This window comes from Dysgonomonas reticulitermitis, assembly GCF_054601275.1.
This window is the reverse complement of the sequence record NZ_BAAHWU010000005.1, coordinates 36,908-61,907: the sequence shown is the minus strand read 5'-3', so window position 1 is coordinate 61,907 and position 25,000 is coordinate 36,908. Positions and strand designations below refer to the sequence as shown.

Below are 25,000 nucleotides of genomic sequence, written 5' to 3'. Positions count from 1 at the left end.
ATCAATTTTCTTTTTGTTCTCCTACGGAAACTATTTTTTTGAAGGAGTAAAGAATTAGGAATTACTCAATCAGGCCATCGGGCAAATAGTGCGACTCCGATAATAGCAGGGTATGAAAAAGAGGCTGTCCCAAAAGTATTTTCTTATATCTATTTACATACGCTACGCTCCTGTGACCGTTGGTTGTCATGTTGAATTGCAAATCGGCGGAGCCAACAGGAGTGAAACATCTCCTTTCCTGAGGAATGAGATCCTTCGTTGCACTCAGGATGACAAAGAGGATAACACTTTGATAGTGTAATTTTACTTTTGGGACAGCCTCTCTTTGTTTTTATTATTTAAATCAGGTATTACTGTCCTTTTTCATATTCAAAGTAGCACGGAGAAGAAGTCCAACTTCCGATATAAACATCTTCTTTCACTGTCTCATTGGACTGCAACTGGTTATAACGGAATTTTACATCAACCTTTACAAAGTCTCCGCTAACTGAAGGATCATAGTTTTCAGAATTTTGTTTATACCATCTCTTGATCTCCGAAAGATCACTTACCGAGCGCCAGGATGCATTGACTGAACTGCCGTCAGCTCCCGAAATATAGTCGAACCGGACATCTATGATTATTTGATTTTTTCCTACATCCTGGCGAACACCATCTATCATTTCATATTGCCTATTAACATCGTAGAAGCAATGAGCACGGGGAGTATCTTTCTCCTTAAGTTTTGCTATATAAATAAAGCTACAATTATTCCCAAGATAATCACTATATACAGCTATTTCCGGTTGAAACGCCGAAGGATTAAACGTATTTTCAACTGTCGGCGAACTTACTCTGCCATAAGTGGTAGTCAACGCAATCGGTTGAGCAATATCCTCGGCAAGAAGAATATTACCGGAAACGGCCTCCCAGTTAGTCCTGTAACCTAGTATATAACATCTTCCCGGAGTCAATGTCTTTATCAGGGGGGATGTAAAATAATTCCCATCCATAGCCGCACATTGCACTCCATCTTTTGTTGTTATATAAGCAAAAGTTTGATTCTCAAATGAACTGTTACCATCCCCCAAGCAAGAAGAAAACAACATAACAGTAGCGAATACGCCTAAAATTAATTTAAATAATGACTTTTTCATATCTCAAATTCATTGTATTTTTTAAAATTGTGTTAGAAATCAAATTTAATACCCAGGTTCAAATCTAATTGAACCTTTCTATCAGAGAATATTGTCGGATACTTATTATGGACATCGAAATAATAAGCACCGCCAATGGTTCCGTAAAGATACAACTTTCTATATATTGGATAAGCAATTCCTAATTTTAAATGAGTGGAAAACTGAGGTTTGGATTGTTCTATACCCTCTCGTATAAAGTACGGTTCACCATAATAGAGCTGAAATGCTAACTTCCTATCCTCCAGATCCATCTTGGAGAATCCCATACTGCTCTCGTATTTTCCACTAATATCTTTTTGTATCATTCCCCCCGCAGACAAATAAAGATCTGCCTTGCCTAATTTATAGAACGTATAATTCAATGAAACAGGTATGCCAAGGTAATGGAATGTTTGAGTTTCATATATATCGAATATACTTGGCGACGTTATCTTAGAAGATAAATAGGTATAAACGATGCCTGTTTCGAGAGACAAGTTTGAGGTTAAACCTTTACTTACTTTCAATCCGAAAGACACCGGTTGCCTATGCACCATCTTAAATTCTTTATTCTCCTTATTCAGAGCATCCATAAATGCCTTGCTTCTTGCAGCCCGGGAGAATAAAAGACCGCCTCCGTTCTGATTTATATTTTCCGGCAACAATCCGGCAGAGGCTGAAACACTTAAAGAAAGGCCTTTTGCCTTAGATCGTTTCGGCAATTCTGCTATTGTAGGCTGAGGTGTATCCAATAGGATTTCCTCCTTCTTGGCCGGCTTTTCCGGCTCTTTTTCCTGTACCGGCTCTTCCGGAGTTTCTTCTTTTACCGGAGGTACTGAATCTATTTTTTTACTTAAATACTTTTTCACAGGAAGGATAACCGGACTTACTTCCACAACCACCGTATCTGCTTCTTCTGTTTTTGGTTCTTCAGTAACAGTGATTTTATTTTCTTCCGGTTTTATTGTATCCTCACCCTTAGGTATCAATATAACTCCTGTTACTATAGCAGCAGCTACTCCTATAGTAATCAATACTGTTTTCAACAGGGACGTTTTAGCCGCCGTTGTTGCAGAAGACCCTGCTGAGGATGAAGAGGCTGAAGATGATGGATCAGCAGTAGGAATTGGTTGTTGAGACAAAAGCAGATCCAACCCACCCCAAACAGAAGCAGGCACATCCGACTCAAAGTCTTTCAACTTCGAGGAGAACAGATCCTTTATTTTGTCATTTTCTTTTGCCATTCCTTATGACCTTTCCTTTATATACTGTTTCACTTTTTCTTGCAGCATCTGTCTGGCTCTCACATATTGTGAACGTGAGGTTCCCTCGTTAATGTCCAACATTTCCGCAATTTCTTTGTGCGAATAATCTTCTATCGCATATAAGTTGAAAACGGTAGAGTACCCTCGTGGTAATTCTTGTACCATTCTCAACAATTCTATTTCAGAAACTTTATACATCTGGCTATCCTCTGTTGACTCATCGACAACATCCGGAATATTCTGTATATCATCAGAAGATTGAAATATTGATTTTTTCTTTCTCAAGTTTTCTAAAGACAAGTTTATAAATATACGCTTCAACCATCCCTCAAAAGAACCTTTCTCCTGAAAAGATCCAATATGAGCGAAGACTTTCATGAATCCATCCTGCAGCAAATCCTGAGCATCGGCCTGATCGGAACTATAACGCAAGCAAATACCATACATCTTACGAGCATACCTCTCGTATAGTATCCTTTGAGCTTCCCGCTTTTGTTCTTTACACCCTGCTATAATTTGCAGTTCATTCATATTGGTTAAGCCTCATTTAAAAGATGCACTGTTTGTAGAAATGTTGCATGCATCCGCCGTAAAATTCATCTATCTTTTACTTATTTTCGAATAAGCAAAAATGAACTTGTTGTCTTGTTTATCTTAAACTCATTCTGGCTTTTGAGTAAAAAGCACCATTTTAACATGTAGTTTATTGCCTATATCTATCATATCCACTACATCTTGAAGAGTGAGGGATTTATCAGCTTGCAGCAGAACATTAACTTCCACATTTTCGTTCTTTTTCTTTTCGTCTGCCAACACATTAGCTAATACAGGCTCTACTTCATCTTTTTGTACTTCCCTATCGTTTACGTAATATCTTAAGTCTCTTGTTATAATCAGATTAATATTCTTTTTAGTTACAACTTGCTCCGAGGTAGCTGCATTGGGCAACAACACCCTTATAGCGGCAGGTGTCACCATTGTTGATATGATGAGAAAAAACAGTAAAAGGAAAAACATAATATCATTAAGAGAAGCTGTATACACTTCTGCTGTTCTGGCTTTTCTACGTTCTATTTTCATAATTTCCCTTTTTTACGAACAAATATTTATGCCTGAGCACCTTTCTTCTTGTAAGCTCTTATTGCTTTAAGAACTTCGTTCGATTCTTTATCGATATTTACAACAACTTTATCAATGCGCCCGTTGAGTAAATAATAGCCGGAGTATGCAACAACTCCGACGAGCAGCCCGGCTCCCGAACAGATCATCTTTTGGTACAAACCTGTAGAAATAGTATCAATGGCTAAATCATTCGTCCGGGCTATGTCATAAAATATCTTTATAACGCCAAATATTGTACCTAAGAACCCAAGCATAGGAGCTATCGAGGCTGTTATCCCTAACCAGCTCATTTGGCTTTCGAGCACACTAATTTGCTGTCGGGCTTCAACCTCCATTGCTTCCTGAATTTCATTATCTTCCTGCTCAAACTCTTTCAAGCCGGCTGCTATTACCTTCGCAGAGGCATAAGGACGTTCAACGCAAAATTTCAGAGCTTTATCTATTTTACCCTCATGGATAAGTTCCACTACACGTGATAGCCAGACAGAATCTTTTTTCCCCAGACGATTTATTACTAACCATTTATTTATAATTACATAAATAGCTAATAATGACAGTAAAAATATAGGTAGAAGTATCCAGCCACCCTTAAGCACAAGATTTAAATAACTTTCATCCGGCGTAGCCGTTGTTGCTTGCACCGCCTGATCCGCCATTTCAACTACCGGGGTAGCGGCCTGAAGAAGAACTAGTAAACTCATATGTTTTAATCGTATTTATTACATAAAATTCGACAGAAGTCTCAAATATAAGGTCTTCTGCCGAACTTTTGTTTATCTTTTAATATTCTTTAATATATACCAAAACTTATTTCATTAATGTATTGATAGAAACAGCTTATCATACCTATCAGGAATATACCTATCAAGGAAATAACTAAAGACGTTTTCATATAACCATCTGTAGTCAGATATTCAATAGGAGAATCTGTCTTCTTTATAAACATAGCCTTTACGACCAGCAGGTAATAATATAGTGATATAACGGTATTCAGGAATGCAAGGAAGACAAGCAAAACATGCCCTTGTTGCATAGCTGCCATGAATACAAATAATTTGCTGAAGAATCCTGCCGCAAACGGAATACCTCCTAACGAGAACATTGCTATCATCATAGTCAATGCCAGTTTTGGATTAGAGTAGTACAACCCGTTATAATCGTCCATATTCACCTTGCCGGTTTTATCCTCAATCGCCGAAATCACACCAAATGCAGCAAGATTGGAGAACACATATACAAATACGTAGAATATGGTCGCAGCCATCCCTTCTGCTGTTCCGGTGAAGACACTCAGCATAATATATCCCGCCTGGGAAATTGAAGAGAAGGCAAGAAATCGTTTCATGTTCTTCTGACGAAGAGCGAATAAGTTACCTACTGTAATAGTCAACAAGATAATTATCCATATTATATTCTTCCAAGTATCTGCCAAAACAGGGAAGACCTTATATAAAATAGCCATCAGGGCAAAGACTGCCGCCCCTTTCGATATAGTAGACAAATATAACGTCACATTAGTAGGCGCACCCTGATAAGTATCAGGCGCCCAAAGATGGAACGGAACAAGTGATATTTTGAAGAATAATCCTGCCATGATAAAGATCATAGCCATTATAACCAATGGTGATGAATAGATACTTCTGGCTATATCTGTATAGTAAAGTGTCCCGCAAGCTCCATAAAGGAATGAGATACCGAACACCATGATAGCGGAAGAAAAAACAGCGTTAAAGATGTATTTTGCTCCGGCTTCCGCCGATTCGCGTTTATATTTATTGAATGCTACAAGCGCTGCGATAGGCAACGACGCGGTTTCCAGACCAATAAAGAATAAGAGGAAGTTTCCGGATGAAACCATCAGGTACATTCCTATTAGGGTAAGGGTGGTCAACATAAAGAATTCGCCACGTTTTAGTATAGCATCAGGTTTCTTTAACCACGCATTTGCTTGTAAGAATATAAGGAATACTCCTATATTGAGAACATTCTTTATTGTAAGATAAGCCGGCCCCGTAACGTACATCCCTGCGAAAGAGCTGTCGTAATCCGATTTGAAGAAGAAGCAAACAATAGTGTGCACAAGGAATAACCCGCAGGCAAACGGGAAATAATATTTTTTCGCGCTGTCTGAAGCAAACAAATCGTAGAAAATAAGTAAGAGGAATACCACTATAAGTGATAACTCGTGCTTCATCAACAAATAATTACTCAAATCCATTTTTATATAATTTTGCCCCTCCAAGCTCCCCAAGGGGAGGCTCTCTGATGAGGGTTTGTTTTTCTAATTTTTATTTTCCTTCTTTTTCTCTTTTCTAAAGTCCCTCAGGGGGCTCTTATTTAATCAAATAGCCCAAACTGGAACTGATAAGGTTAGAAATCCATCCCGGAAACATTCCCATTCCGGCAACACATATAATCAGCCCTACAGTCGCTATCTTTTCGTGCCATACGGCATCTGTCAATTCCAAATGGTGTGGATCTTGCACAGGGCCGTAAAGTATTTTACCGACTACTTTCAGAATATAGACAGCTGTTGCCACAATAGAAGAGATCGCTATAATAGTAAATACCCTGTGGAACATATCCGCATGTTCAAACGAACCTACAAATATAGTCATTTCTGCAACGAAACCGCTCAATCCCGGCAGACCTAAAGATGCCATACCCGCTACTACATAACACACACTGAGGAACGGCATAATCTTCATCAAGCCTCCCATTTCCCGAATATCACGTGTATGAGTACGTCCATATATCATACCTATCAGGGCAAAGAACAAGGCTGTCATCAAACCGTGCGAAAGCATTTGCATCACAGCTCCGGTCATAGCTGTCCGGTTCATCATCAAGATGGCGAACAACACCAATCCACAGTGACTCACCGAAGAATAAGCATTGATATATTTCAAGTCTGTTTGAGATATTGCACCTAATGCGCCATATATAACACTGATACCTGTCAGTATAATAAATATCCATGAAAGTTCATTGGCAGCTTCCGGCATCAATCGCATGGCTATGCGGAAACAACCATATCCACCTAACTTCATCAATACTCCAGCATGAAGCATAGACACCGCAGTCGGTGCAGATGCGTGACCGTCAGGAGACCATGTGTGGAATGGGAACAAAGCGCCTAATACCCCAAATCCCAGAAATGTGAGAGGGAAAATCCAATATTGTGTCGCTACCGGAATAGCGTTATTCGCCGCTACTTCCAGAATATTAAATGTATAATCGCCCGTTGCCGAAGAATTGAAATAGATTCCGAATATCCCTACAGCAAGGAATGCCGAACCTCCCATCAACATAAGGGTAAGTTTCATTGCCGAGTATTCTTTTTTCCCTGTTCCCCAAAGACCAATAAGCAAGTACATCGGAATCAATGCTATCTCGTAGAAGAAGAACATGGTAAACATATCCAGCGAGATAAAGAATCCATATACACCTATAGATAGAAGAGTCAGCCACATAAAAAAGTCTTTAGGCAGCGGATTCATATTCCATGAGGCAAATGTACCTGTCACCAGGATTACAGATGTAAGCAGGATCATCAGTACTGAAATACCGTCTACACCTATCGCGTAATGTATATTCAATGCTTCGAACCAAACTTTATCATAGGTGAAAAGCATTTCAGCGGCATTGCCTGCTCCTCGTTCCTGGTAGAACATGAATAAGAGTACTAGAGCAAGAATCAATTCCGCAACAGCACCTATTACACCGATGGTGCGTACTTGCTTGATGTTGCGGCATGGAATAAACGCAATCAGCATCAAAGCAGGGATAAGAACAAATAATGAAAGAATATTCATCTTTTTATATTTTAGCTATATCTTTATTTACAAACAAAACATACTATCCATCCGGCAAAACCTACGACTAAGATCAATGCTCCTAACAAATAAACGAATGCATATTGTTGGATATATCCGGATTGCAGACCCTTTATAGATCTCGAAGCAGCCTGAGTTACATAAGCCAACGAATTCATGAAGCCATCGACAAACGTGCGGTCGAACCAAGCGATAGGTTTGGATATACGTTTGAATATTATACTGCGGGTTACGAATAACCACAGTTCGTCCCAATAGAATTTATTAAGCGCTCCTTTGTAGAAGGCGCCAAAACCTGACGCGATTCTGTCCGGTATTTCGTTTTTCTTATAATATAATCTAAATGCAATACCCATACCGATTAGAGAAATAACCACACTTGTTATAGCCACTTGCCAGTTGATATGAATATGATAAGGCACGTGGTCGGATGTCACAAAATTTCCAAACGGAATATATCCCGATCCGAAAGCAAGCACAGCAAGGATTATCAATGGAATAGCCATCGAAGGCCCGGCCTCATGAGGTGCATGGTGGTAATGCTTGTTCTTATCGTAGAAAAATATACGCAGAAACAAACGAGTCATGTAGAAGGCTGTCAATCCCGCGGCAAAACTCAATATAAAATATATTACTTTGTTATGCTCATACGCAGCAGCAAGGATTTCATCTTTACTATAAAATCCTGAAAAGAAAGGAACACCGGCAATTGCAAACAATGCGATCGCAAATGTAATACCTGTAATTGGAAGCTTCTTCCAAAGACCTCCCATATCTCCCATTTCATTACTATGCACAGCGTGAATTATAGCTCCTGCACATAAGAACAACAAGGCTTTAAAGAACGCATGTGTAAACAAATGGAACAATCCCGCCATATAACCGAGCCCCTCGTGTCCTCCAAAATCGGAAACACCAAGCGAGGTAAGCATGAATGCGATCTGAGAGATTGTAGAGAACGCCAGTACGCGTTTTATATCGGTTTGAGTACAGGCTACAACCGCAGCAAACAATGCTGTTATTGCACCGACCCAAGAGATTACAGTCAGAATATCAGGCGCACCGAAGTGATATATCGGGAATAAGCGTGCGACAAGGAATACACCGGCAACCACCATCGTCGCAGCATGGATAAGGGCAGACGCAGGGGTAGGACCTTCCATCGCATCAGGCAACCAAATGTGGAAAGGCATCATAGCCGATTTTCCGGCGCCTCCCATAAAGATTAACAGCATAGCCCACGAAAGGACTGACATACCCATAAAGGATAGTCCTGCCGTAGATGCTACCGGAAGAGCTGCATCTGATGCTGTAAGAGCAGCAAAATCGAATGTTCCGGTAAAATATGATAGCAATAGAATACCTACGAGGAAGAAGAAGTCGGCAAACCGGGTAACGATAAATGCTTTCTTGGAAGCCGCTACTGCCGAAGGTTTCACATAGTAGAAACTGATGAGCAAGAAGGATGAAACACCCACAAGTTCCCAGAAAATATACATCTGGAAAATATTTGTTGCCACTACCAACCCTAACATCGCAAAGCTAAACAATGAAAGGAAAGCGTAATAACGTTGAAAACCTTTTTCTCCCTTCATATAGCCAAGGCTATATACATGTACCATCAGCGATACGGTAGTAATAACGACCAGCATCATCACCGATATAGGATCGAGGTACATTCCCAAATCGATGTGAAGTTTATCTGTAAAGCGTAGCCACTCAACGTTGAATACGTTTATAGCATGGTATGCGCCGTCAGCGCCCTTGCCTATGCCAAAGAAGTACTGATATGCCGTTGTATAAGCCAACACCGTCATTACACCGAGCGATATTGTACCTAGTGTTCCTGCAACAATGGGCTTCATATACTTTCCGCCCAGTCCTAAGATCAAGAACATTATAACCGGAAGAACGAGTATCAGTATAGAATAATTAAATGCGTGTTCCATATCTTGTAACTATTTCCTTGCTTAGTTTTTCATTTCAGTTATGTTTTCATCTATATATATGCTCTTCACATTGCGGTATATATTGATGATAATAGCGATGGCTATCGCGGTTTCGGCAGCTGCAATCCCTATGGCAAACAGCGTGAAGAAGAAACCTTCCATCTGTCCCGGATACAGGTAACGGTTGAATACGACAAAATTAAGGTCCGCCGCATTCAGCATCAGTTCTACCGATACCAAGACCATCAGCATATTTTTACGCGACAGGAAACCGTAAACTCCGGCAAAGAACATAATTGTACTTACGGCCAGATATGCCTCGATCGGCACCGGTCCTGAAAAAAAACTTGTTATAAATTCGCCCATAGTAATAAAGTATTACTCGCCCCTCTAATCTCCCCAAAGGGAGGCTATCGATGAGGATATTTATTTTTTTATTTTTAATTCTTAATTTATCTCCCCTCCCTTTGGAGGGGTAAGGGGAGGTGCTTATCTTTTTCTGGCAATCATTATACCTCCGATAATACAAGCCAACAGCAATATACTTATTGCCTCGAAAGGCAGCAAATACTGATATTTGTCTGTCCCCATCATTGCCATACCTATATCTTGCATTTGCAATTCGCTTTGTGTAACATAAGTATAGAATTTATTCACATTGTAGAAAATAATGTGACCGCAAATACCCAAACCGGCAAATGCCGCAAGAGCCGCCGCAAACATCCTGCCGGGCTTTTCGAACTTAACATCCCTGCCGGGTTCGTTCGTAAGCAGAATGGCAAAAATGAACAATACCATCACACCTCCGGCGTAAACAGCTATCTGTACAGCCATAAGAAAATGGTAATCCAACAAAAGGTACAAGCCTGCTGTTCCTAAAAGTACAAATAACAGGAATGTCGCCGACCGAATAATCTTTTGCGTTGTCACCGCCATGATAGCGGAAAAAACGATTATAGTCGCTAAAATGTAAAATATAATTTGTTCTGCCATAATCCGGGTTATTCTTTATCTTCTTTTTTATCAGTGTCAGCATCTGCTTTAGGTGCAGTCGCCGCATTTGTTACATCATCTTTCGGAGCTTGTGGAGCACTTTCTACTTCTACAGGCTTTTCTACTTTAGGTGCAGGCTTAGCCACAGGAGCCTCCTTTTTCTTTTCACGAAGTTTAGATCCTTCACGGTTCAACTGTTCTATCAGTTTGCTGCGGGTAAACAGAGAATTTTCGAATGTATTGGCAAACTTGATCGCGTCCGAAGGGCAAGTAATCACACAGAGGTTACAAAAAGTACACATTCCCAAGTCATAGATATAACGATCCAGGATTTTCTTTTTTTTACCATCCTCTGTTTCTATGCTCTTTGATATTACTTGTATTGTTCCGTTCGGACAATTCATCTGGCAAATACCACAGGCAGTACATGCATGCTCGTTATTTTCGTCATGAGGCATTGTCAACTCTCCGCGAAAACGTTCCGGAATAACAAGGGTCGCTCTATTTTCGGGATATTGCTCTGTGATTTTCTTCGTCCACAGTTCACCCCATGTCACCCTCATCCCTGTAAGAAGAGACTTGATTCCTCCAAATAAACCTGAAAAATATTCTGATACTGAACTCATTGTCGTATTTTCTATAAATTAATTATTTCAGGGTCCAACCCAGTAAAACAAGTGCTACCATCAACAATATATTTACCATATTGATCGGCAGTAAGTATTTCCATTCAAGATTCAGCAACTGGTCGATACGTAAACGAGGGAATGTCCAACGCACCCACAAGCTAAGGAAAACAAGGAACATTGCCTTTCCGAAGAACCAGAATACAGAAGGAATATAATTCATTACTTCGTTGAAGCCATCCCAGTTTTTTATCATTATCGGATTGTAGCCACCCAAAAATACAGTTGTAGCTATAGAGGCGACAATAAACATGTTCAGGTATTCTGCCAGGTAGAAAAATCCGAACTGCAACCCTGAATACTCTGTATGGTATCCTGCTGTCAATTCTGATTCGGCTTCCGGTAAGTCGAAAGGCCCACGGTTTGTTTCAGCATGGCCTGAAATTAAATATATAATAAAGGCTATGACTGCCGGTACATGGCCAGCGATAATATTCCATTGATGAATATATGTCTGCCCTTCTATAATATTAGAAAAGCTCATTGTTCCCGACAGGACAACCACAGTCATTAAAGCAAACCCTGCCGAAAGTTCGTAACTGATAAACTGTGCACCGCTTCGCATAGCACCAATCATGGAATATTTGTTGTTACTTGACCAACCTGCCAAAAGAACACCAATGATACCAAGAGAGGAAACCGCTATAACATAGAATACTCCAATGTTGAAGTCTATCGCATGCAATTTATATCCGAATGGAATTGCCCCGAATGTTAGCATAGAAGCCACAATCATAAAGAATGGCGCAGCAAAGAACAGGAATCTGTCAGACTTCTTGACATGAATTATTTCTTTGATCAATATTTTGATCATATCTGCGACACTCTGGATTATACCCCACTTACCCACGCGGTTAGGGCCATAACGCGCTTGAAAGAAGGCTGTGATTTTACGCTCTACATAAATTAGCATCAAAGCCAATACAGCATAAGCAGTCAACAGCGCTATCCCAACCAGTACAAACTCTATAGCAAGAGCAGCCCAAGCAGGCAGATTGCTGTGCAACCATGTGTCAAGCCATGTGGTTAATTGAGCAGGTTCCAATGAAAACTTTAACAACATATTCGTGTTCTATTGATAGAATAAATAATCTTATTAACGGTCAATATCAGGAATCACATAGTCCATAGAACCACCGATACCGATAAAGTCAGAAATTTTCTCATCCTTACAAATCAACGGCATAGCCGAAACAGCAGCCATTGACGGTGAACGGAATTTCAAGCGGTAAGGAGTTTTATCTCCGGCGCTATTGATGTACACACCAAACTCTCCACGTCCGGCTTCGACTCTCTGATAATACTCCCCTTCAGGCAACTTGATTATAGCTTTTGTTTTAGCCAAGAAATCTCCCTCAGGAATATTATCGATAAGTTGTTCTATAATTCGTAAAGATTCTTCTATTTCATCCAGACGATTAAGATACCTGTCGAATGCATCTCCGTTATACCTGACGATTTCTTTAAATTCCACTTTATCGTAAAGTGCATATGGCACATATTTACGTATATCGCAAGAGAATCCCGAACCACGTCCGGCCGGTCCTGTAACAGCCAGGGAAATAGCATCTTCCGTAGTAAGAACACCAAGACCTTTCATACGGCCAACAGCAATTACATTTCCGGTAAATAGTCTGTTATATTCGTCCAGCGCTTTACGCATAATAGGAATAAACTCTTTTACATCGGATTGGAAATCCGGCTGTATATCGAACATGACGCCACCCACTACATTGTAGTTGATGATCAGACGCCCCCCTGTGGTTTTCTCAAATATTTTAAGAATTGTTTCACGCTCGCGCATACCATAAATGAATGCGGTTGTAGCGCCCAAGTCCATACACATGGTACCCCAAGCTACAAGGTGCGAGTCGATACGATTCAACTCGTCCATGATAGTACGTATATATTGCGCTCGCTCAGGCACTTCTATTTCCGCCGCTTTTTCAACACACATACACAGCCCGTGACGGTTGATATTTGCCGAAAGGTAATCGAGGCGGTCGGTAAAGTGTAATATTTGAGGATAAGTGAGTTTTTCACTTAGTTTTTCAATCCCTCTGTGAATATAACCGCTATGAACATCTATCTTTTTAACAATCTCCCCGTCCAAAGCTACGCGAAAGTGCATAACACCATGTGTAGATGGATGTTGCGGTCCTATATTGATAATATAGTCGTCTTTTTCAAAGATATTTACTTTTTCCTCTCTAAGTTTTCCGTTTTCATCCTCTATAATACGAGGAGCAATATCCACAATATCCTTACTTTCTATAGATACCGGATTTTTTATCGGATTAGGATCATAATCTTTTCTCAAAGGAAAGCCAACCCAATCGGAATTAAGGAAAAACCGGCGCATGTCCGGATTGTTTATAAAACGGATACCAAGCATGGCAAACACTTCACGCTCATTGTAGTGGGCTGCCTCCCAAAGATCGGTTACTGTATACAGCAAAGGATTTTTCCGGTCGTCAGTTCCAGTCTTAACGGCAACCTCTACCGATAGATCTTTTGATGAAGACAACAGATAGATAACGCCTAGTTTTTCGCCCCAGTCCATACCCGTCATCATGGCAAGGTAGTCGAAAGGAAATTCGGCATTGTAGCGAAGCGCTTTAGCCAACTGACGCAGTTTATCAGGTTCTACGGTTATCGTCAACGGGGTTTTATCTTCAAGAACCGCATCAGGTACAGCATCTAGTATTACCTTCTTGATATTTTCCATTATTTCAATTTCTTACTTATCTCGCTTTATATTTTTGTGTCCGGTGCGGAATACAAATCTCTCCAGTTTAATTTTACGCTGCAATTGCATCAGTCCGTAAAATAATGCTTCGGGACGAGGCGGACAACCCGGCACATAGACGTCCACAGGAATAATTTCATCAATTCCCTTCACTACATGATAAGAATCGACAAACGGGCCTCCCGATATCGCGCAGCTACCCATAGCCACAACGTATTTCGGTTCGGCCATCTGGTCGTATACACGTTTTAAAAGGGGTGCCATTTTATGAACTATTGTCCCTGCCACAACCATTGTATCGGCCTGGCGCGGACTGTTACGTGTAACCTCCATACCAAAACGGGCCAAGTCGTAACGGGCGGCAGCAGAAGCCATGAACTCGATACCACAACAACTTGTAGCAAAAGCCAACGGCCAAACAGAATTAGAACGTCCCCAATTGATCAGGTCGTCAAGCTTGCCGACAACCACAGGAACTCCTCCTTCATTTAATTCCTTAAGATAATCTTCAAGATATTCGTTATCTCTGAATTCATCATTCGGAATACCTTTTATATAAATGTTCTTTATTTCCATTTCAATGCTCCTTTTCTCCAGGCATAAGCTAAACCTAAACCCAGTATTAAGATGAAAAATAATATACAGTAAAAGCCCTGAAGCCCTAAATTCCTCACCACGGTTGCCCAAGGGAATAAGAATATAGTCTCGACATCGAACATTAAGTATAAGATTGCGTACAGGTAATAACCCACTTTGAACTGCATCCAGGAAGTACCATGGGTAGGGATACCGCATTCGTAAGGTTCTCCTTTTTGTGGATTAAAAGATTTCGGGGACAATAGTAGCGCCATCCCAAGACCGGCACACACCAATGTAATTCCCGTTAAAAAAACTACTAAAAAAAGAGCGGAAGAACTCATATTTTCATGTTAAAATTAAGACTTTTCTATCAATTGTCGTTTTTTCAATAATATCGCCAACACTTTGTCACAGACTCAAAACACTGCTTCAACTAAGGTTATTTTGACAATTGGCGCAAAAATAGTCTTTTATTTTTTAAACACAAAAAATAAAATGCCAAAATATTGAAATTTGGTATGTATAGATTACAAAATACCACTATGCTTTTTCACGTACTACATAGATCGGGCGTTTCTTTGTTTCCAGATATGTTTTAGACAAATACTGCCCGAGTATACCAAGACAAAATAATTGAATACCCCCTATAAAGAATATGGCACACATTGTAGATGCGTACCCCTGCACGTCATCACCAAACATCAGTTTCTTGAAGATAATCACACATATCAGAACAAAAGCTACAATACAAAACAGAATGCCAAAGACTGATGCTATCACCAACGGACGAGTAGAGAACGCTATAATCCCTTCCAAGGAATAAAAGAACAGGCCGATAAAAGACCATTTAGTTTGTCCTGCAACACGTTCTACATTTTCGAAAGCTATCCACTTAGTCTTGAAACCGACCCAACCGAAAATACCTTTCGAGAAACGGTTATATTCTCCCATTTCTAAAATAGCGTCTACCATCTGACGAGTCATTAAGCGAAAATCCCGGGCTCCGTCTACTACTTCTGTATCCGATATTTTATTTATCAATTTATAGAATTGTTTCGCAAAAAATGAACGGATAACCGGCTCCCCTTTGCGATCGACACGGCGGGTTGCCACACAGTCATAATCTTCCGTCTTCAACGATCCGTACATCTCTTTTATCAGAGACGGCGGATCTTGCAGGTCTGCATCTATCAGCGATATATAATCACCTGTTGCCGTTTTCAGGCCGGCATAAATACCTGCTTCTTTCCCAAAATTACGGGAAAACGAAACATAGTGTACCCTATCGTCAGACTCTCTCAACTCCTTGATTAACTCTAATGTCCGATCTTTAGAACCATCATTTATAAAAATAAACTCAAATTCTTGCCCTTTCATATCTTCTGCAAGCTTTACAATTTCTTTATACAAGAAAGGAAGCGCTTGTTCTTCATTGTAGCAAGGTATAATCAGTGATATTTTATCCATATCGTGTTTGTTTATGTTAGACGCAAAGGTATGATCTTTCTGTGAATTATCATCGATCAATATTTATGTTATAAAATATGTGAATCAGTAGTTGAAGCGGGGGCGCAAAAGCCTTTTTGGTTCCTTTTGGGGCTTAGGCCAAAAGGAACGCAAGCAATCTGTGATTGCGCGCAGAAGAAAATAATCGAACGTTTTTACATTACAGGACTAACTTTAACTGCTGACTGGCATAAAATACTAATTCCTATTGTAAGTTGTAAAACAATGCAAAAGAGCATACACTCACAAAGTTTCCAAATATCTATGCACCAACCTTGAGACAGGATAAAGATCGACATCTTCAACTTTTATTTTCACATATTCCCCATCGATGGGAATGTCATTTGGCGCTTCAACCATATAAAATGTAGCATATATAGTCTGGTGCGAGAGTACATGTTTCTTTTTAACAAGATATCGGACATGAAGACCATCCACAGGAAGTAAATTTCTGAAACTTTTTTCATTCATCAACTCCCCTATCGACAATTCCGATTCTACCTCCACCAGAGGCAGCTCATAAAGTCCCTGCCATATATCTTTATCTGTTCGCTTATGCAAATACATAAAATCACCGCAGCGAATATCGAAATAATTAAAATAGCGGCTTCTGCTTTTTACTTTACCAGCCTTTACCGGATAATGACTTACCTTGCCTTGCGCGTAAGCTAAGCATAGAGCCGAAGCAGGACAATTTACACAATCAGGAGAGACGGGAGTGCATTGCAAAGACCCAAATTCCATGATAGCCTGATTATGAAGACCGGCATTAAATTTATCCAAAAGGGCCGTAGCCAATTCATTAAAAACCCTTTTACCACTACCCGTATCAATAGGCTCTTCTATGGCAAACACACGTGATAATACGCGATAAACGTTACCGTCGACTACCGCATAGGGCTTATTATAAGCAAAGGATACTATGGCTGCGGCCGTATACTCTCCAACACCTTTAAGACTCAATACATCTTTATATTCGGAAGGAAATACTCCATTATATTCATTTGTAATAATCTTCGCCGTAGAATGCAGATTTCGTGCCCGGCTATAATAACCCAAACCTTGCCAAAGTTTCAACACTTCATCTTCTTCCGCATTCGCCAGCAATCCCACAGTCGGATACTTCTCCACAAATTTATTGAAATAAGAATACCCTTGATCTACCCTGGTTTGCTGCAATATAACTTCTGATAGCCAGATTACATAAGGGTCTGTTGTATTTCTCCAAGGCAAATTTCTCTTATTTATATTATACCAATCAATCAATATAGAACTTAATCTCAAGTCTTCCTCTATCCTCATTTACAGGCTGTTTGTTATATATATTATTTCCCTTCCCAGAACGTTAATTATCCTTCATCAGGAAAAAAATGATTATTATTTGTTTCAAAGGTAAATAAAAAGCTATATATTTGCAGTCCAAAAAATTAATTGTTTCGAACTTAAAAAATAAGAAAATGACAAAAGCTGACATCGTTAACGAAATTGCCAAGAATACGGGAATAGACAAAGCCACTGTATTAAAGACAGTTGAATCATTCATGGATGTAGTTAAAGACTCTTTGAGCAAGAGTGAAAATGTATACCTAAGAGGTTTTGGTAGTTTTATCGTAAAAACAAGAGCACAAAAAACAGCTCGCAACATCTCAAAAAATACAACTATTATCATTCCGGCTCACTCAATTCCAGCATTCAAACCTGCTAAAACGTTTGTGATTCAGGTGAGAAAGTAATTCTGACTATTAACTAATTCTTAAATATTACAAATATGCCAAGCGGAAAAAAAAGAAAAAGACATAAAATGTCTACGCACAAGCGCAAAAAAAGATTAAGAAAAAATAGACATAAGAAGAAAAAATAAGTCTACCCTTTTTTTCTTAACGGAAATATACGAGAACAAACTTGCAGATTGTTGAATTTCTAAGTTTGTTCTTTGTGTATTGTACGAAACTTAATTCTATTACAAGAAGAAACTCCCTCTAGGGTTTAATTTAAACCTATTTACAAATCCTAAAATATAGTTATGAATAGCGAACTTATAGTCGATGTTCAGGCGAACGAAGTCTCAATTGCAGTACTTGAAAATAAAAAGCTTGTAGAGCTGCAAAAAGAAGGAAGAGATGCTTCGTACGCTGTTGGAAACATCTATGCGGGCAAGGTGAAAAAACTGATGCCCGGGCTAAATGCTGCTTTTGTAGATATTGGATACAAAAAGGACGCTTTTCTTCACTATTTAGATCTTGGTGCTCAATTCAAATCTGTCGATAAGTTTTACAAACAGGCACTCGCTGACAAGAAAAAATTCCCTAACATCTCTAAAATGAGACTCGAGGCGGACATCAATAAAGATGGCTCTATCAGCGACATTTTAAAACCAGGGCAGGAAATTCTGGTACAAATAGCCAAAGAACCTATTTCGACAAAAGGCCCCCGCCTTACATCCGAATTGTCTCTGGCAGGACGATTTCTCGTTGTTATTCCATTTAATGATAAAGTTTCTGTATCCCAGAAAATAAAATCAAAAGAGGAACGTGCCCGCTTACGACAACTCATACAAAGTATAAAACCGAAAAATTTCGGTGTCATTGTGCGTACAGTAGCTGAAGGTAAAAAGGTAGCCGATCTGGATACCGAACTCAAAACACTGGTAAAACGCTGGGAAGACAATCTTCCCAAAATCCAGAAAAACAAACTTCCTACTCTTGTTTTTGAAGAGACAGGTCGTATAGTCGCCCTTCTGCGCGATGTCTTCAACCCCAGTTTCCAGGAAATACATGTTAATGATCCGGATATTTGCAACCAGATAAAAGATTACATATCATTTATTGCTCCTGACAAAAAGAACATAGTAAAGTTTTACGACGAAGGATTACCTATTTTCGACAATTTCTCTGTAACAAAACAAATAAAAGCTCTTTTTGGCAAGACCGTTACATTCCGGAACGGAGCTTACTTGATTATTGAACATACAGAGGCCCTTCATGTCGTCGACGTGAACAGTGGCAACAGGTCGAAAAATCCGGAAGCAGGACAAGAGAATAATGCATGGGAAGTGAATTCCGCGGCAGCAGAAGAAATAGCTAGACAATTAAGATTACGTGATATGGGAGGAATCATCGTAATCGATTTTATTGACATGACTGAAGGAGAGCACCGCAGTCAGTTGATGACCAGAATGCAAGAACTAATGGCTCAGGACCGTGCAAAGCACAATATATTGCCATTAAGTAAATTCGGATTGATGCAAATCACCCGCCAACGTGTTCGCCCTGAAATGGAAATTTCCACGACAGAAGTATGCCCAAACTGTTTTGGAAAAGGAGAAATAAGACCATCTATTTTATTCACGGACACCTTGCGGATGAAAATCAGCTATCTGGTAAAAGATCTGAATGTGAAAAAGTTTACCCTGCACGTACATCCATATGTCGCAGCGTTTATCAATGAAGGATTAATCTCTTTGAAATGGAGATGGAGATGGCGTTATGGGTCTGGAGTTAAGATCTTGCCAAATCAAAATCTGGCTCTGCTGGAATACCATTTCTATGACAATAATGGAGAGGAAATCGACATGAAACAGGAATTTGAAGTGAAATAATCGGATAAACCAAATTAATAACGGGGACTGTACGGTTCCCGTTTTTTTATGGCTATCTTGTCCCAATAATCAGTCAACAGTTAGCAGTCATCAGTCAACAAGGCTATACCTTCTAATAGCCCGTAGGGCTTGCATATCAATAGGAAACAGCCTAATCCCCTCATAAGTTGCCCGTAGGGCATCCACCTGTCCATTCGTGAATCCCCTCCGGGGATTTGTTGTTGTATTGCACGTTTTTTCTATTGATATGGATGCCCTACGGGCAAATTGGTTATCAATATTTAATATATTGTTTAATTCATAATTCTTCAGTAGTCAGTAGTCAGTAGTGAGCGCTCTGAACTTAAAACTTAAAACTCGTAACTTTTTAACTAAAAAGTAACAAACTCCACAGTAAATAGTAGTTAGTAGTCAGTCAACAAGGCCTTTTCGTCATTGCGAATTGAAAATCGGCGGAGCCAACAGGAGTGAAGCAATCCAGAGTATTGATTATTAATGGATTGCTTCGGGTAAACCCTCGCAATGACGTGCGACAGTAAACAGTCAACAACTTGTACCTTGTACCTCGTATCTCGTCTACTCATAACTTTTAACTAAAATGTAACAAACTTCTACAGTCAATTAGCCATTAGCTGTTAGCTGTTAGCTTATAGCCTTTGTCGCTTCGCGCCATTTTCAAATTTTCTCATTTTCAAATTTTCAAATTGAAAATTCCTCCCGGCCACTATGAACGATCGAAATATCCTCTTGCTCCATACCCATTTTTTGCAAATTAGCCTTGAGCATCCCGACAGAGCCCGCATCCGGTACCCGTATCTCTAATTTTGTCGATGGAAACCGCTGTTCTTCAGCATTCTTACGGTCGTTGCGTTCCAATACCCACTGGATAGCACGCAGGTCGGGAGGATATTGCTTATGCTTTACCACACGGGACTTTTCCACTTCCTCAGACGGATTATGACGCGATGGCTCGTAAGTAATCTTTTCTTCAGTAACCATATAACCTTCAAGCCGCTGCTTCAACGAAATCCGGGCCGTTTTCACCAGCATTTCGTCGCAACGGTCTGCCGCGTCCTCCACTGCCTTGCGGAAATCCGGCTTCCCGTTTTTCCACTCATAGAATGTCTTCCTGTCGATTCCTACAGCATCACAAATTTCCGATACGGTATACATATCAGTTTCCATAAGCTTCACGATACGCTTTACTAACTTGTCCGAATATTTCATATAAATAAGATTTAAAAATTTAATGATTTAAAGATTCAATTATTTCCAGTACACTACTTACTACTTACTACTCACTACTTACTACTCCCCCCCTGTATAGATAAATCCGGGATTATAACACTGAGTTACACAGAGAAGACACTGAGAAACACGGAGTTTTTTTAGTCTCAGTGAACCTCAGTGTCTTCTCAGTGGTACTCAGTGTTTAAAAATTGAGCGCGGGGAGGCTATGTCAAAAGATGGAGTTGCCGTCATTGCGAATTCGAAGAATCATCTGCTGGCGCGGACTTCTAGTCCGTGTCTTGCTTGATAGAGCAAAATGTTTGCTACGCAACACACAGACGAGACGTCTGCGCGAGCGGGGGATTTAAAGATTTCCAGTATACTACTTACTACTCACTACTCACTACTCACTACTCACTACTTACTACTTACTACTTACTACTTACTACTTACTACTTACTATATAGATAAATCCGAGAATTATTACTGTCACATCTTCAAATTGTTTATTACCTTTGTTGCCTTATTGACAAGATGTATGAACCCTGAAAAAAATACATATCGCCTTGGCATAGCCCTTAGCGGCGGGGGAGCCAAAGGGTTTGCTCACTTGGGTGTACTACAGGCCCTGAACGAAATGGGGCTGTATCCCGGAGTTATTTCGGGAACTAGCGCCGGAGCTTTTGCCGGGGTACTGTATGCAGATGGCCATAGCCCGCGTGAGATTCTGACCTTTTTCGAGAAGAAAGTATTTCGTGAATTTGCCGAATTTACAATCCCTCACGGAGGCTTTTTCAAAAGTGACGGATTTCGTTCATTCCTGAAAAAACACCTGAGAGCCAAAACTTTTGAAGAATTAAAAGTCCCTTTATATGCCTTAACTACAGATATAGAACACGGGGAAAGCAAGGCTTTTTCATCAGGTCCGCTCATTCCGGCAGTTATTGCGTCATGCTCTGTCCCCATCATTTTCAGGCCGGTAGAAATAAACGGCCACTTTTATGTAGACGGCGGACTGTTCAAAAATTTTCCGGTATCGACCATACGCCGCGTGTGTGATAAAATTATAGGTGTAAATGTTAGTCCACTGATGAAGTCCGAATTTAGAAGTTCTATAAAGTACATAGCCGAAAGGTCGTTCCATTATATGTCTGTATCGAATACCCTGCTCGACCGCAATCTGTGCGATTATCTGATAGAATCGGATATACTTTTCAAATATTCGATGTTTGACCTCGACCATGTAGAAGAAATTTATCAGGCAGGATATGAACTTACGATAAAGTTCTTTAAGGAAAATAAAGATCTGTTGATAAAAGATTTTCCGGACATTACTATTTAATTACTAAGCAAAACTTACACAAATATGAAAGAAAAACTGTTTATCTACCAAGTACTCCCCAGACTATTTGGCAATAGCAAAAGCTTAAATAAAAAAAACGGGACGCTGGAAGAGAACGGCGTAGGCAAGTTCTCGGATTTCAACGATAAAGCCCTGAAGGAAATCAAAAAAATGGGATTCACACATATCTGGTACACAGGTGTATTAGAACATGCGTCTAAGACTGATTACTCTGCGTACGGTATATCTAAAGACAATCCTGATGTCGTGAAAGGAAATGCCGGATCGCCCTATGCTATCCGCGATTATTATGACGTAACCCCCGATCTGGCCGACTCGGTTGAAAACAGAATGCAAGAGTTTGAAGCAATGATAGAGCGAACACATAAAAATGGGATGAAAGCAATTATTGACTTTGTTCCCAACCATGTAGCCCGTCAATATCATTCGGATGCAAAACCCAAAAAAGTTCAAGATCTGGGAGCAAAAGATGATACAAGCTTGGCATTCGATCCCGACAATAATTTCTACTACCTTCCTAATCAAAAACTGGAGCTGCCATTTATAGAACAAAGTTCATACGAAGAGTTTCCGGCCAAAGTAACCGGTAATGATTGCTTCAGTAGCCAACCTTCTGTAAACGACTGGTACGAAACGGTAAAACTAAATTATGGAGTAGACTACAGTAAAGGCAAAGTGAATTGCTTCACACCTGTACCCGATACATGGCTAAAGATGAAAGATATTCTAATCTATTGGACATCAAAAGGGATAGACGGATTCCGCTGCGACATGGCCGAAATGGTACCGGTAGAGTTCTGGAATTGGGTTATACCGAAGGTTAAAGCTAAACACAAGTCTCTTCTTTTCATTGCCGAAGTATACAACCCTGCCATGTACAACAACTATGTATATTGGGGTTTGTTCGATTATCTGTACGACAAAGTCGACTTATATGACACCCTCCGGGATGTTATCTGCGGACACAAGCCAACATCGGAAATTACCTTTTGCTGGCAACGCATAAATGGTTTGCAGCCCAAGATGTTGAATTTCCTTGAAAACCATGACGAACAACGTATTGCCTCCGGCTTTTTTGCGGGAGATGCTACAAAAGGCATTCCGGGAATGATTGTTGCAGCCACAATGAATATCAATCCTGTGATGATCTATTCGGGTCAAGAATTAGGTGAACGTGGAATGGATCAGGAAGGATTCAGCGGGCAAGATGGCAGAACATCCATTTTCGACTATTGGTCTGTAGACTCTTTACGTCATTGGCACAACGATGGAGCATTCGGAAATACCGGATTGACCAAAGAACAAATAAGCCTTCGTAAATTCTATATGCAACTTATACAGATAGCAAAAGAAGAGGAAGCTATAAACAGTGGAAAATTCTTTGACCTGATGTATGCCAATTATGATAATATGGGATTTGATTCGACAAAACAATACGCTTTTATGAGATCGGGCAAGAAAGATTTTATACTTGTAATTTCCAATTTTGATTCGAAGCCTGCCGATATTAAAGTTCACATACCTGCTACTGCGTTCGACTTTATGGGAATAAATCCATATAAGATAAAAAAAGCCACAGAGTTATTTTCTAAAAAGAATTTTACACTGGATACTGAATGGAATAAAGTGTTAAATATCTGTTTAGACAAGCATTCCGGTAAAATTATCAAATTTTCTATCGATTAAATTAGCATCACAGTGATTTGTTTCATAATTTTACAGAGTCTAAGAACCTGTTTAAATTTTATTCGTTCTGATTTTCAGAACTATTTTCAGAATGATTTTTTCTTTTCTGAAGAGCGAATAGCGGGCTATTCAAGCTGAAGAAAGGGGAAAATCAGATAAAAAGAGACTGAAAATGAACGAAAAAAGAGCTATAATAAAATGTTTTGGTAAAATTTAAACAGGCTCTAATAAAAACTTTAAAATTTTAACCTTTCCTTAAAGATTGAAAAAGCGATGGACGCACCTTTTAAAATTTTCTCAGGAACAACATCCCGTTACCTAGCCGAAAAAATATGTACCAGTCTTGGATGCCCTCTTGGCAAAATGAAAATAGAACGTTTTGCAGACGGAGAATTCTCAGTTTCGTATGAAGAATCTATAAGAGGTTGCCAAGTCTTTCTGGTACAGTCTACCTATCCATCCTCTGACAATCTGATGGAGCTCCTATTAATGATAGATGCGGCAAAAAGAGCCTCAGCAGCATCGATTGTTGCTGTGATTCCGTATTTCGGATGGGCAAGACAAGACCGCAAGGATAAGCCGCGTGTATCCATCGGGGCAAAGTTAATTGCTGACATGTTGAGCGCAGCCGGTATCAACAGACTGATAACAATGGATCTCCACGCCGATCAGATTCAAGGTTTTTTCGACGTGCCGGTCGATCACCTTTATGCATCAGCCATATTTGTAGACTATATTAAATCTCTCGACCTGGAAAATCTGGTCATCGCTACACCGGACGTAGGAGGTACAAAACGCGCGAGTTCGTATGCAAAATACTTTGGAATACCGATGGTTATATGCTACAAACTTCGTAAAAAAGCAAATGAAATCTCAGAGATGCAGATCATTGGCGATGTCACAGGAATGGATGTACTACTTGTAGACGACATTGTGGACACTGCCGGAACAATAACCAAAGCCGCCGATATAATGATGGCAAGCGGAGCCCGCTCTGTCCGTGCAATAGCCAGCCATGCCGTAATGTCGGATCCGGCATCAGACAGAGTTAATCAATCAGGGCTTACCGATATGGTGTTTACCGACAGTATCCCTTATGCAAAGAAATGCGAAAAGGTAGTTGTGCTTTCTGTAGCAGACGTGTTTGCTAATGCTATACGCCGTGTACTCTACAATGAATCTATCAGTTCGCTGTATATATTGTAAGAAAACGATAAAAGAAAAGAAATTAAAGGCAGCACGAGGAGGCCGGAAGAAAAATCTTCCGGCCTCTCGTATATA

General features: G+C 40.0%; 23 protein-coding genes and 1 pseudogene. 6 read left to right on the top strand and 18 right to left on the bottom strand.

Translation table 11 applies throughout. The annotated features are described in order from the left end of the window. Nucleotides 1–112: 112 nt before the first annotated feature. Nucleotides 113–301: a hypothetical protein gene (locus ACYPZI_RS04150; protein ID WP_459598900.1), complete on the top strand. Its 189-nt coding sequence runs from the start codon at nucleotides 113–115 to the stop codon at nucleotides 299–301. A gap of 49 nt (nucleotides 302–350) precedes the next feature. Here the strand turns inward: ACYPZI_RS04150 and ACYPZI_RS04145 are convergent, their stop codons facing one another. From ACYPZI_RS04145 to mutY, 17 genes and pseudogenes are all read right to left on the bottom strand, one after another. Then, complete coding sequence (locus ACYPZI_RS04145; RefSeq protein WP_459598898.1) at nucleotides 351–1,136, bottom strand: hypothetical protein; 786 nt, start codon at nucleotides 1,134–1,136, stop codon at nucleotides 351–353. A gap of 32 nt (nucleotides 1,137–1,168) precedes the next feature. Continuing rightward, nucleotides 1,169–2,401, bottom strand: a complete 1,233-nt coding sequence (locus ACYPZI_RS04140; RefSeq protein WP_459598896.1) for a porin family protein — start codon at nucleotides 2,399–2,401, stop codon at nucleotides 1,169–1,171. A gap of 3 nt (nucleotides 2,402–2,404) precedes the next feature. Beyond that, the gene (locus tag ACYPZI_RS04135) at nucleotides 2,405–2,953 is read right to left on the bottom strand and encodes an RNA polymerase sigma factor (protein ID WP_459598894.1); all 549 of its coding nucleotides are present in this window, start codon (nucleotides 2,951–2,953) and stop codon (nucleotides 2,405–2,407) included. Between the two features lie 129 nt (nucleotides 2,954–3,082). Beyond that, the gene (locus ACYPZI_RS04130; RefSeq protein ID WP_459598892.1) at nucleotides 3,083–3,502 is read right to left on the bottom strand and encodes an ExbD/TolR family protein; all 420 of its coding nucleotides are present in this window, start codon (nucleotides 3,500–3,502) and stop codon (nucleotides 3,083–3,085) included. A 26-nt stretch (nucleotides 3,503–3,528) separates the two neighbouring features. Then, a complete protein-coding gene (locus ACYPZI_RS04125) occupies nucleotides 3,529–4,245 on the bottom strand; it encodes a MotA/TolQ/ExbB proton channel family protein (protein ID WP_459598890.1) in 717 nt (238 codons plus the stop codon). An 89-nt stretch (nucleotides 4,246–4,334) separates the two neighbouring features. After that, nucleotides 4,335–5,762, bottom strand: coding sequence for an NADH-quinone oxidoreductase subunit N (locus tag ACYPZI_RS04120; protein ID WP_459598888.1), 1,428 nt, complete (start codon nucleotides 5,760–5,762; stop codon nucleotides 4,335–4,337). A 115-nt stretch (nucleotides 5,763–5,877) separates the two neighbouring features. Beyond that, the gene (locus ACYPZI_RS04115; protein WP_459598886.1) at nucleotides 5,878–7,359 is read right to left on the bottom strand and encodes a complex I subunit 4 family protein; all 1,482 of its coding nucleotides are present in this window, start codon (nucleotides 7,357–7,359) and stop codon (nucleotides 5,878–5,880) included. Between the two features lie 23 nt (nucleotides 7,360–7,382). Then, nucleotides 7,383–9,329, bottom strand: coding sequence for an NADH-quinone oxidoreductase subunit L (gene nuoL / locus ACYPZI_RS04110; RefSeq protein WP_459598884.1), 1,947 nt, complete (start codon nucleotides 9,327–9,329; stop codon nucleotides 7,383–7,385). Between the two features lie 21 nt (nucleotides 9,330–9,350). Then, the gene (gene nuoK / locus ACYPZI_RS04105; protein ID WP_459598882.1) at nucleotides 9,351–9,695 is read right to left on the bottom strand and encodes an NADH-quinone oxidoreductase subunit NuoK; all 345 of its coding nucleotides are present in this window, start codon (nucleotides 9,693–9,695) and stop codon (nucleotides 9,351–9,353) included. 123 nt (nucleotides 9,696–9,818) lie between these two features. Next, nucleotides 9,819–10,322: an NADH-quinone oxidoreductase subunit J family protein gene (locus tag ACYPZI_RS04100; RefSeq protein ID WP_459598880.1), complete on the bottom strand. Its 504-nt coding sequence runs from the start codon at nucleotides 10,320–10,322 to the stop codon at nucleotides 9,819–9,821. Nucleotides 10,323–10,474: 152 nt separating this feature from the next. Continuing rightward, nucleotides 10,475–10,948: pseudogene (locus tag ACYPZI_RS04095) on the bottom strand (4Fe-4S binding protein); the annotation flags it as partial. A 22-nt stretch (nucleotides 10,949–10,970) separates the two neighbouring features. Beyond that, nucleotides 10,971–12,071 carry an NADH-quinone oxidoreductase subunit NuoH gene (nuoH, locus tag ACYPZI_RS04090; protein ID WP_459598878.1) on the bottom strand — a complete coding sequence of 367 codons (1,101 nt, stop codon included), beginning with the start codon at nucleotides 12,069–12,071 and terminating at the stop codon, nucleotides 10,971–10,973. A gap of 33 nt (nucleotides 12,072–12,104) precedes the next feature. Then, nucleotides 12,105–13,736 (bottom strand): NADH-quinone oxidoreductase subunit D, encoded by a 1,632-nt coding sequence (locus ACYPZI_RS04085; protein ID WP_459598876.1) that lies wholly within the window; start codon nucleotides 13,734–13,736, stop codon nucleotides 12,105–12,107. A gap of 12 nt (nucleotides 13,737–13,748) precedes the next feature. After that, entirely contained in the window at nucleotides 13,749–14,333 is a 585-nt protein-coding gene (locus tag ACYPZI_RS04080; protein ID WP_459598874.1) for an NADH-quinone oxidoreductase subunit B, read from the bottom strand. Beyond that, nucleotides 14,324–14,677, bottom strand: coding sequence for an NADH-quinone oxidoreductase subunit A (locus ACYPZI_RS04075; protein ID WP_459598872.1), 354 nt, complete (start codon nucleotides 14,675–14,677; stop codon nucleotides 14,324–14,326). Before ACYPZI_RS04075 ends, ACYPZI_RS04080 begins: the two co-directional genes overlap by 10 nt. A gap of 199 nt (nucleotides 14,678–14,876) precedes the next feature. Next, entirely contained in the window at nucleotides 14,877–15,803 is a 927-nt protein-coding gene (locus ACYPZI_RS04070; protein ID WP_459598870.1) for a glycosyltransferase family 2 protein, read from the bottom strand. Nucleotides 15,804–16,085: 282 nt separating this feature from the next. Further along, nucleotides 16,086–17,144, bottom strand: a complete 1,059-nt coding sequence (gene mutY / locus ACYPZI_RS04065) for an A/G-specific adenine glycosylase (RefSeq protein WP_459598868.1) — start codon at nucleotides 17,142–17,144, stop codon at nucleotides 16,086–16,088. Between the two features lie 128 nt (nucleotides 17,145–17,272). Here mutY and ACYPZI_RS04060 point away from each other — a divergent pair, with 128 nt between their 5' ends. Together ACYPZI_RS04060 and ACYPZI_RS04055 are read left to right on the top strand one after the other, a co-directional pair. Next, nucleotides 17,273–17,575 (top strand): HU family DNA-binding protein, encoded by a 303-nt coding sequence (locus ACYPZI_RS04060; RefSeq protein ID WP_459599073.1) that lies wholly within the window; start codon nucleotides 17,273–17,275, stop codon nucleotides 17,573–17,575. Between the two features lie 290 nt (nucleotides 17,576–17,865). After that, the gene (locus ACYPZI_RS04055) at nucleotides 17,866–19,440 is read left to right on the top strand and encodes an Rne/Rng family ribonuclease (RefSeq protein ID WP_459598866.1); all 1,575 of its coding nucleotides are present in this window, start codon (nucleotides 17,866–17,868) and stop codon (nucleotides 19,438–19,440) included. 699 nt (nucleotides 19,441–20,139) lie between these two features. Here ACYPZI_RS04055 and ACYPZI_RS04050 read toward each other — a convergent pair. Continuing rightward, a complete protein-coding gene (locus ACYPZI_RS04050; protein ID WP_459598864.1) occupies nucleotides 20,140–20,667 on the bottom strand; it encodes a phBC6A51 family helix-turn-helix protein in 528 nt (175 codons plus the stop codon). A gap of 541 nt (nucleotides 20,668–21,208) precedes the next feature. On the opposite strand from ACYPZI_RS04050, the gene ACYPZI_RS04045 reads away from it, so the two are divergent. The 3 genes from ACYPZI_RS04045 to ACYPZI_RS04035 all read left to right on the top strand — a co-directional run bounded on the left by ACYPZI_RS04045 (nucleotide 21,209) and on the right by ACYPZI_RS04035 (nucleotide 24,925). Beyond that, complete coding sequence (locus ACYPZI_RS04045) at nucleotides 21,209–22,012, top strand: patatin-like phospholipase family protein (RefSeq protein ID WP_459598862.1); 804 nt, start codon at nucleotides 21,209–21,211, stop codon at nucleotides 22,010–22,012. A 24-nt stretch (nucleotides 22,013–22,036) separates the two neighbouring features. Beyond that, complete coding sequence (locus ACYPZI_RS04040) at nucleotides 22,037–23,719, top strand: alpha-amylase family protein (RefSeq protein ID WP_459598860.1); 1,683 nt, start codon at nucleotides 22,037–22,039, stop codon at nucleotides 23,717–23,719. A gap of 273 nt (nucleotides 23,720–23,992) precedes the next feature. Continuing rightward, nucleotides 23,993–24,925: a ribose-phosphate pyrophosphokinase gene (locus tag ACYPZI_RS04035; protein ID WP_459598858.1), complete on the top strand. Its 933-nt coding sequence runs from the start codon at nucleotides 23,993–23,995 to the stop codon at nucleotides 24,923–24,925. Nucleotides 24,926–25,000: the final 75 nt, after the last annotated feature.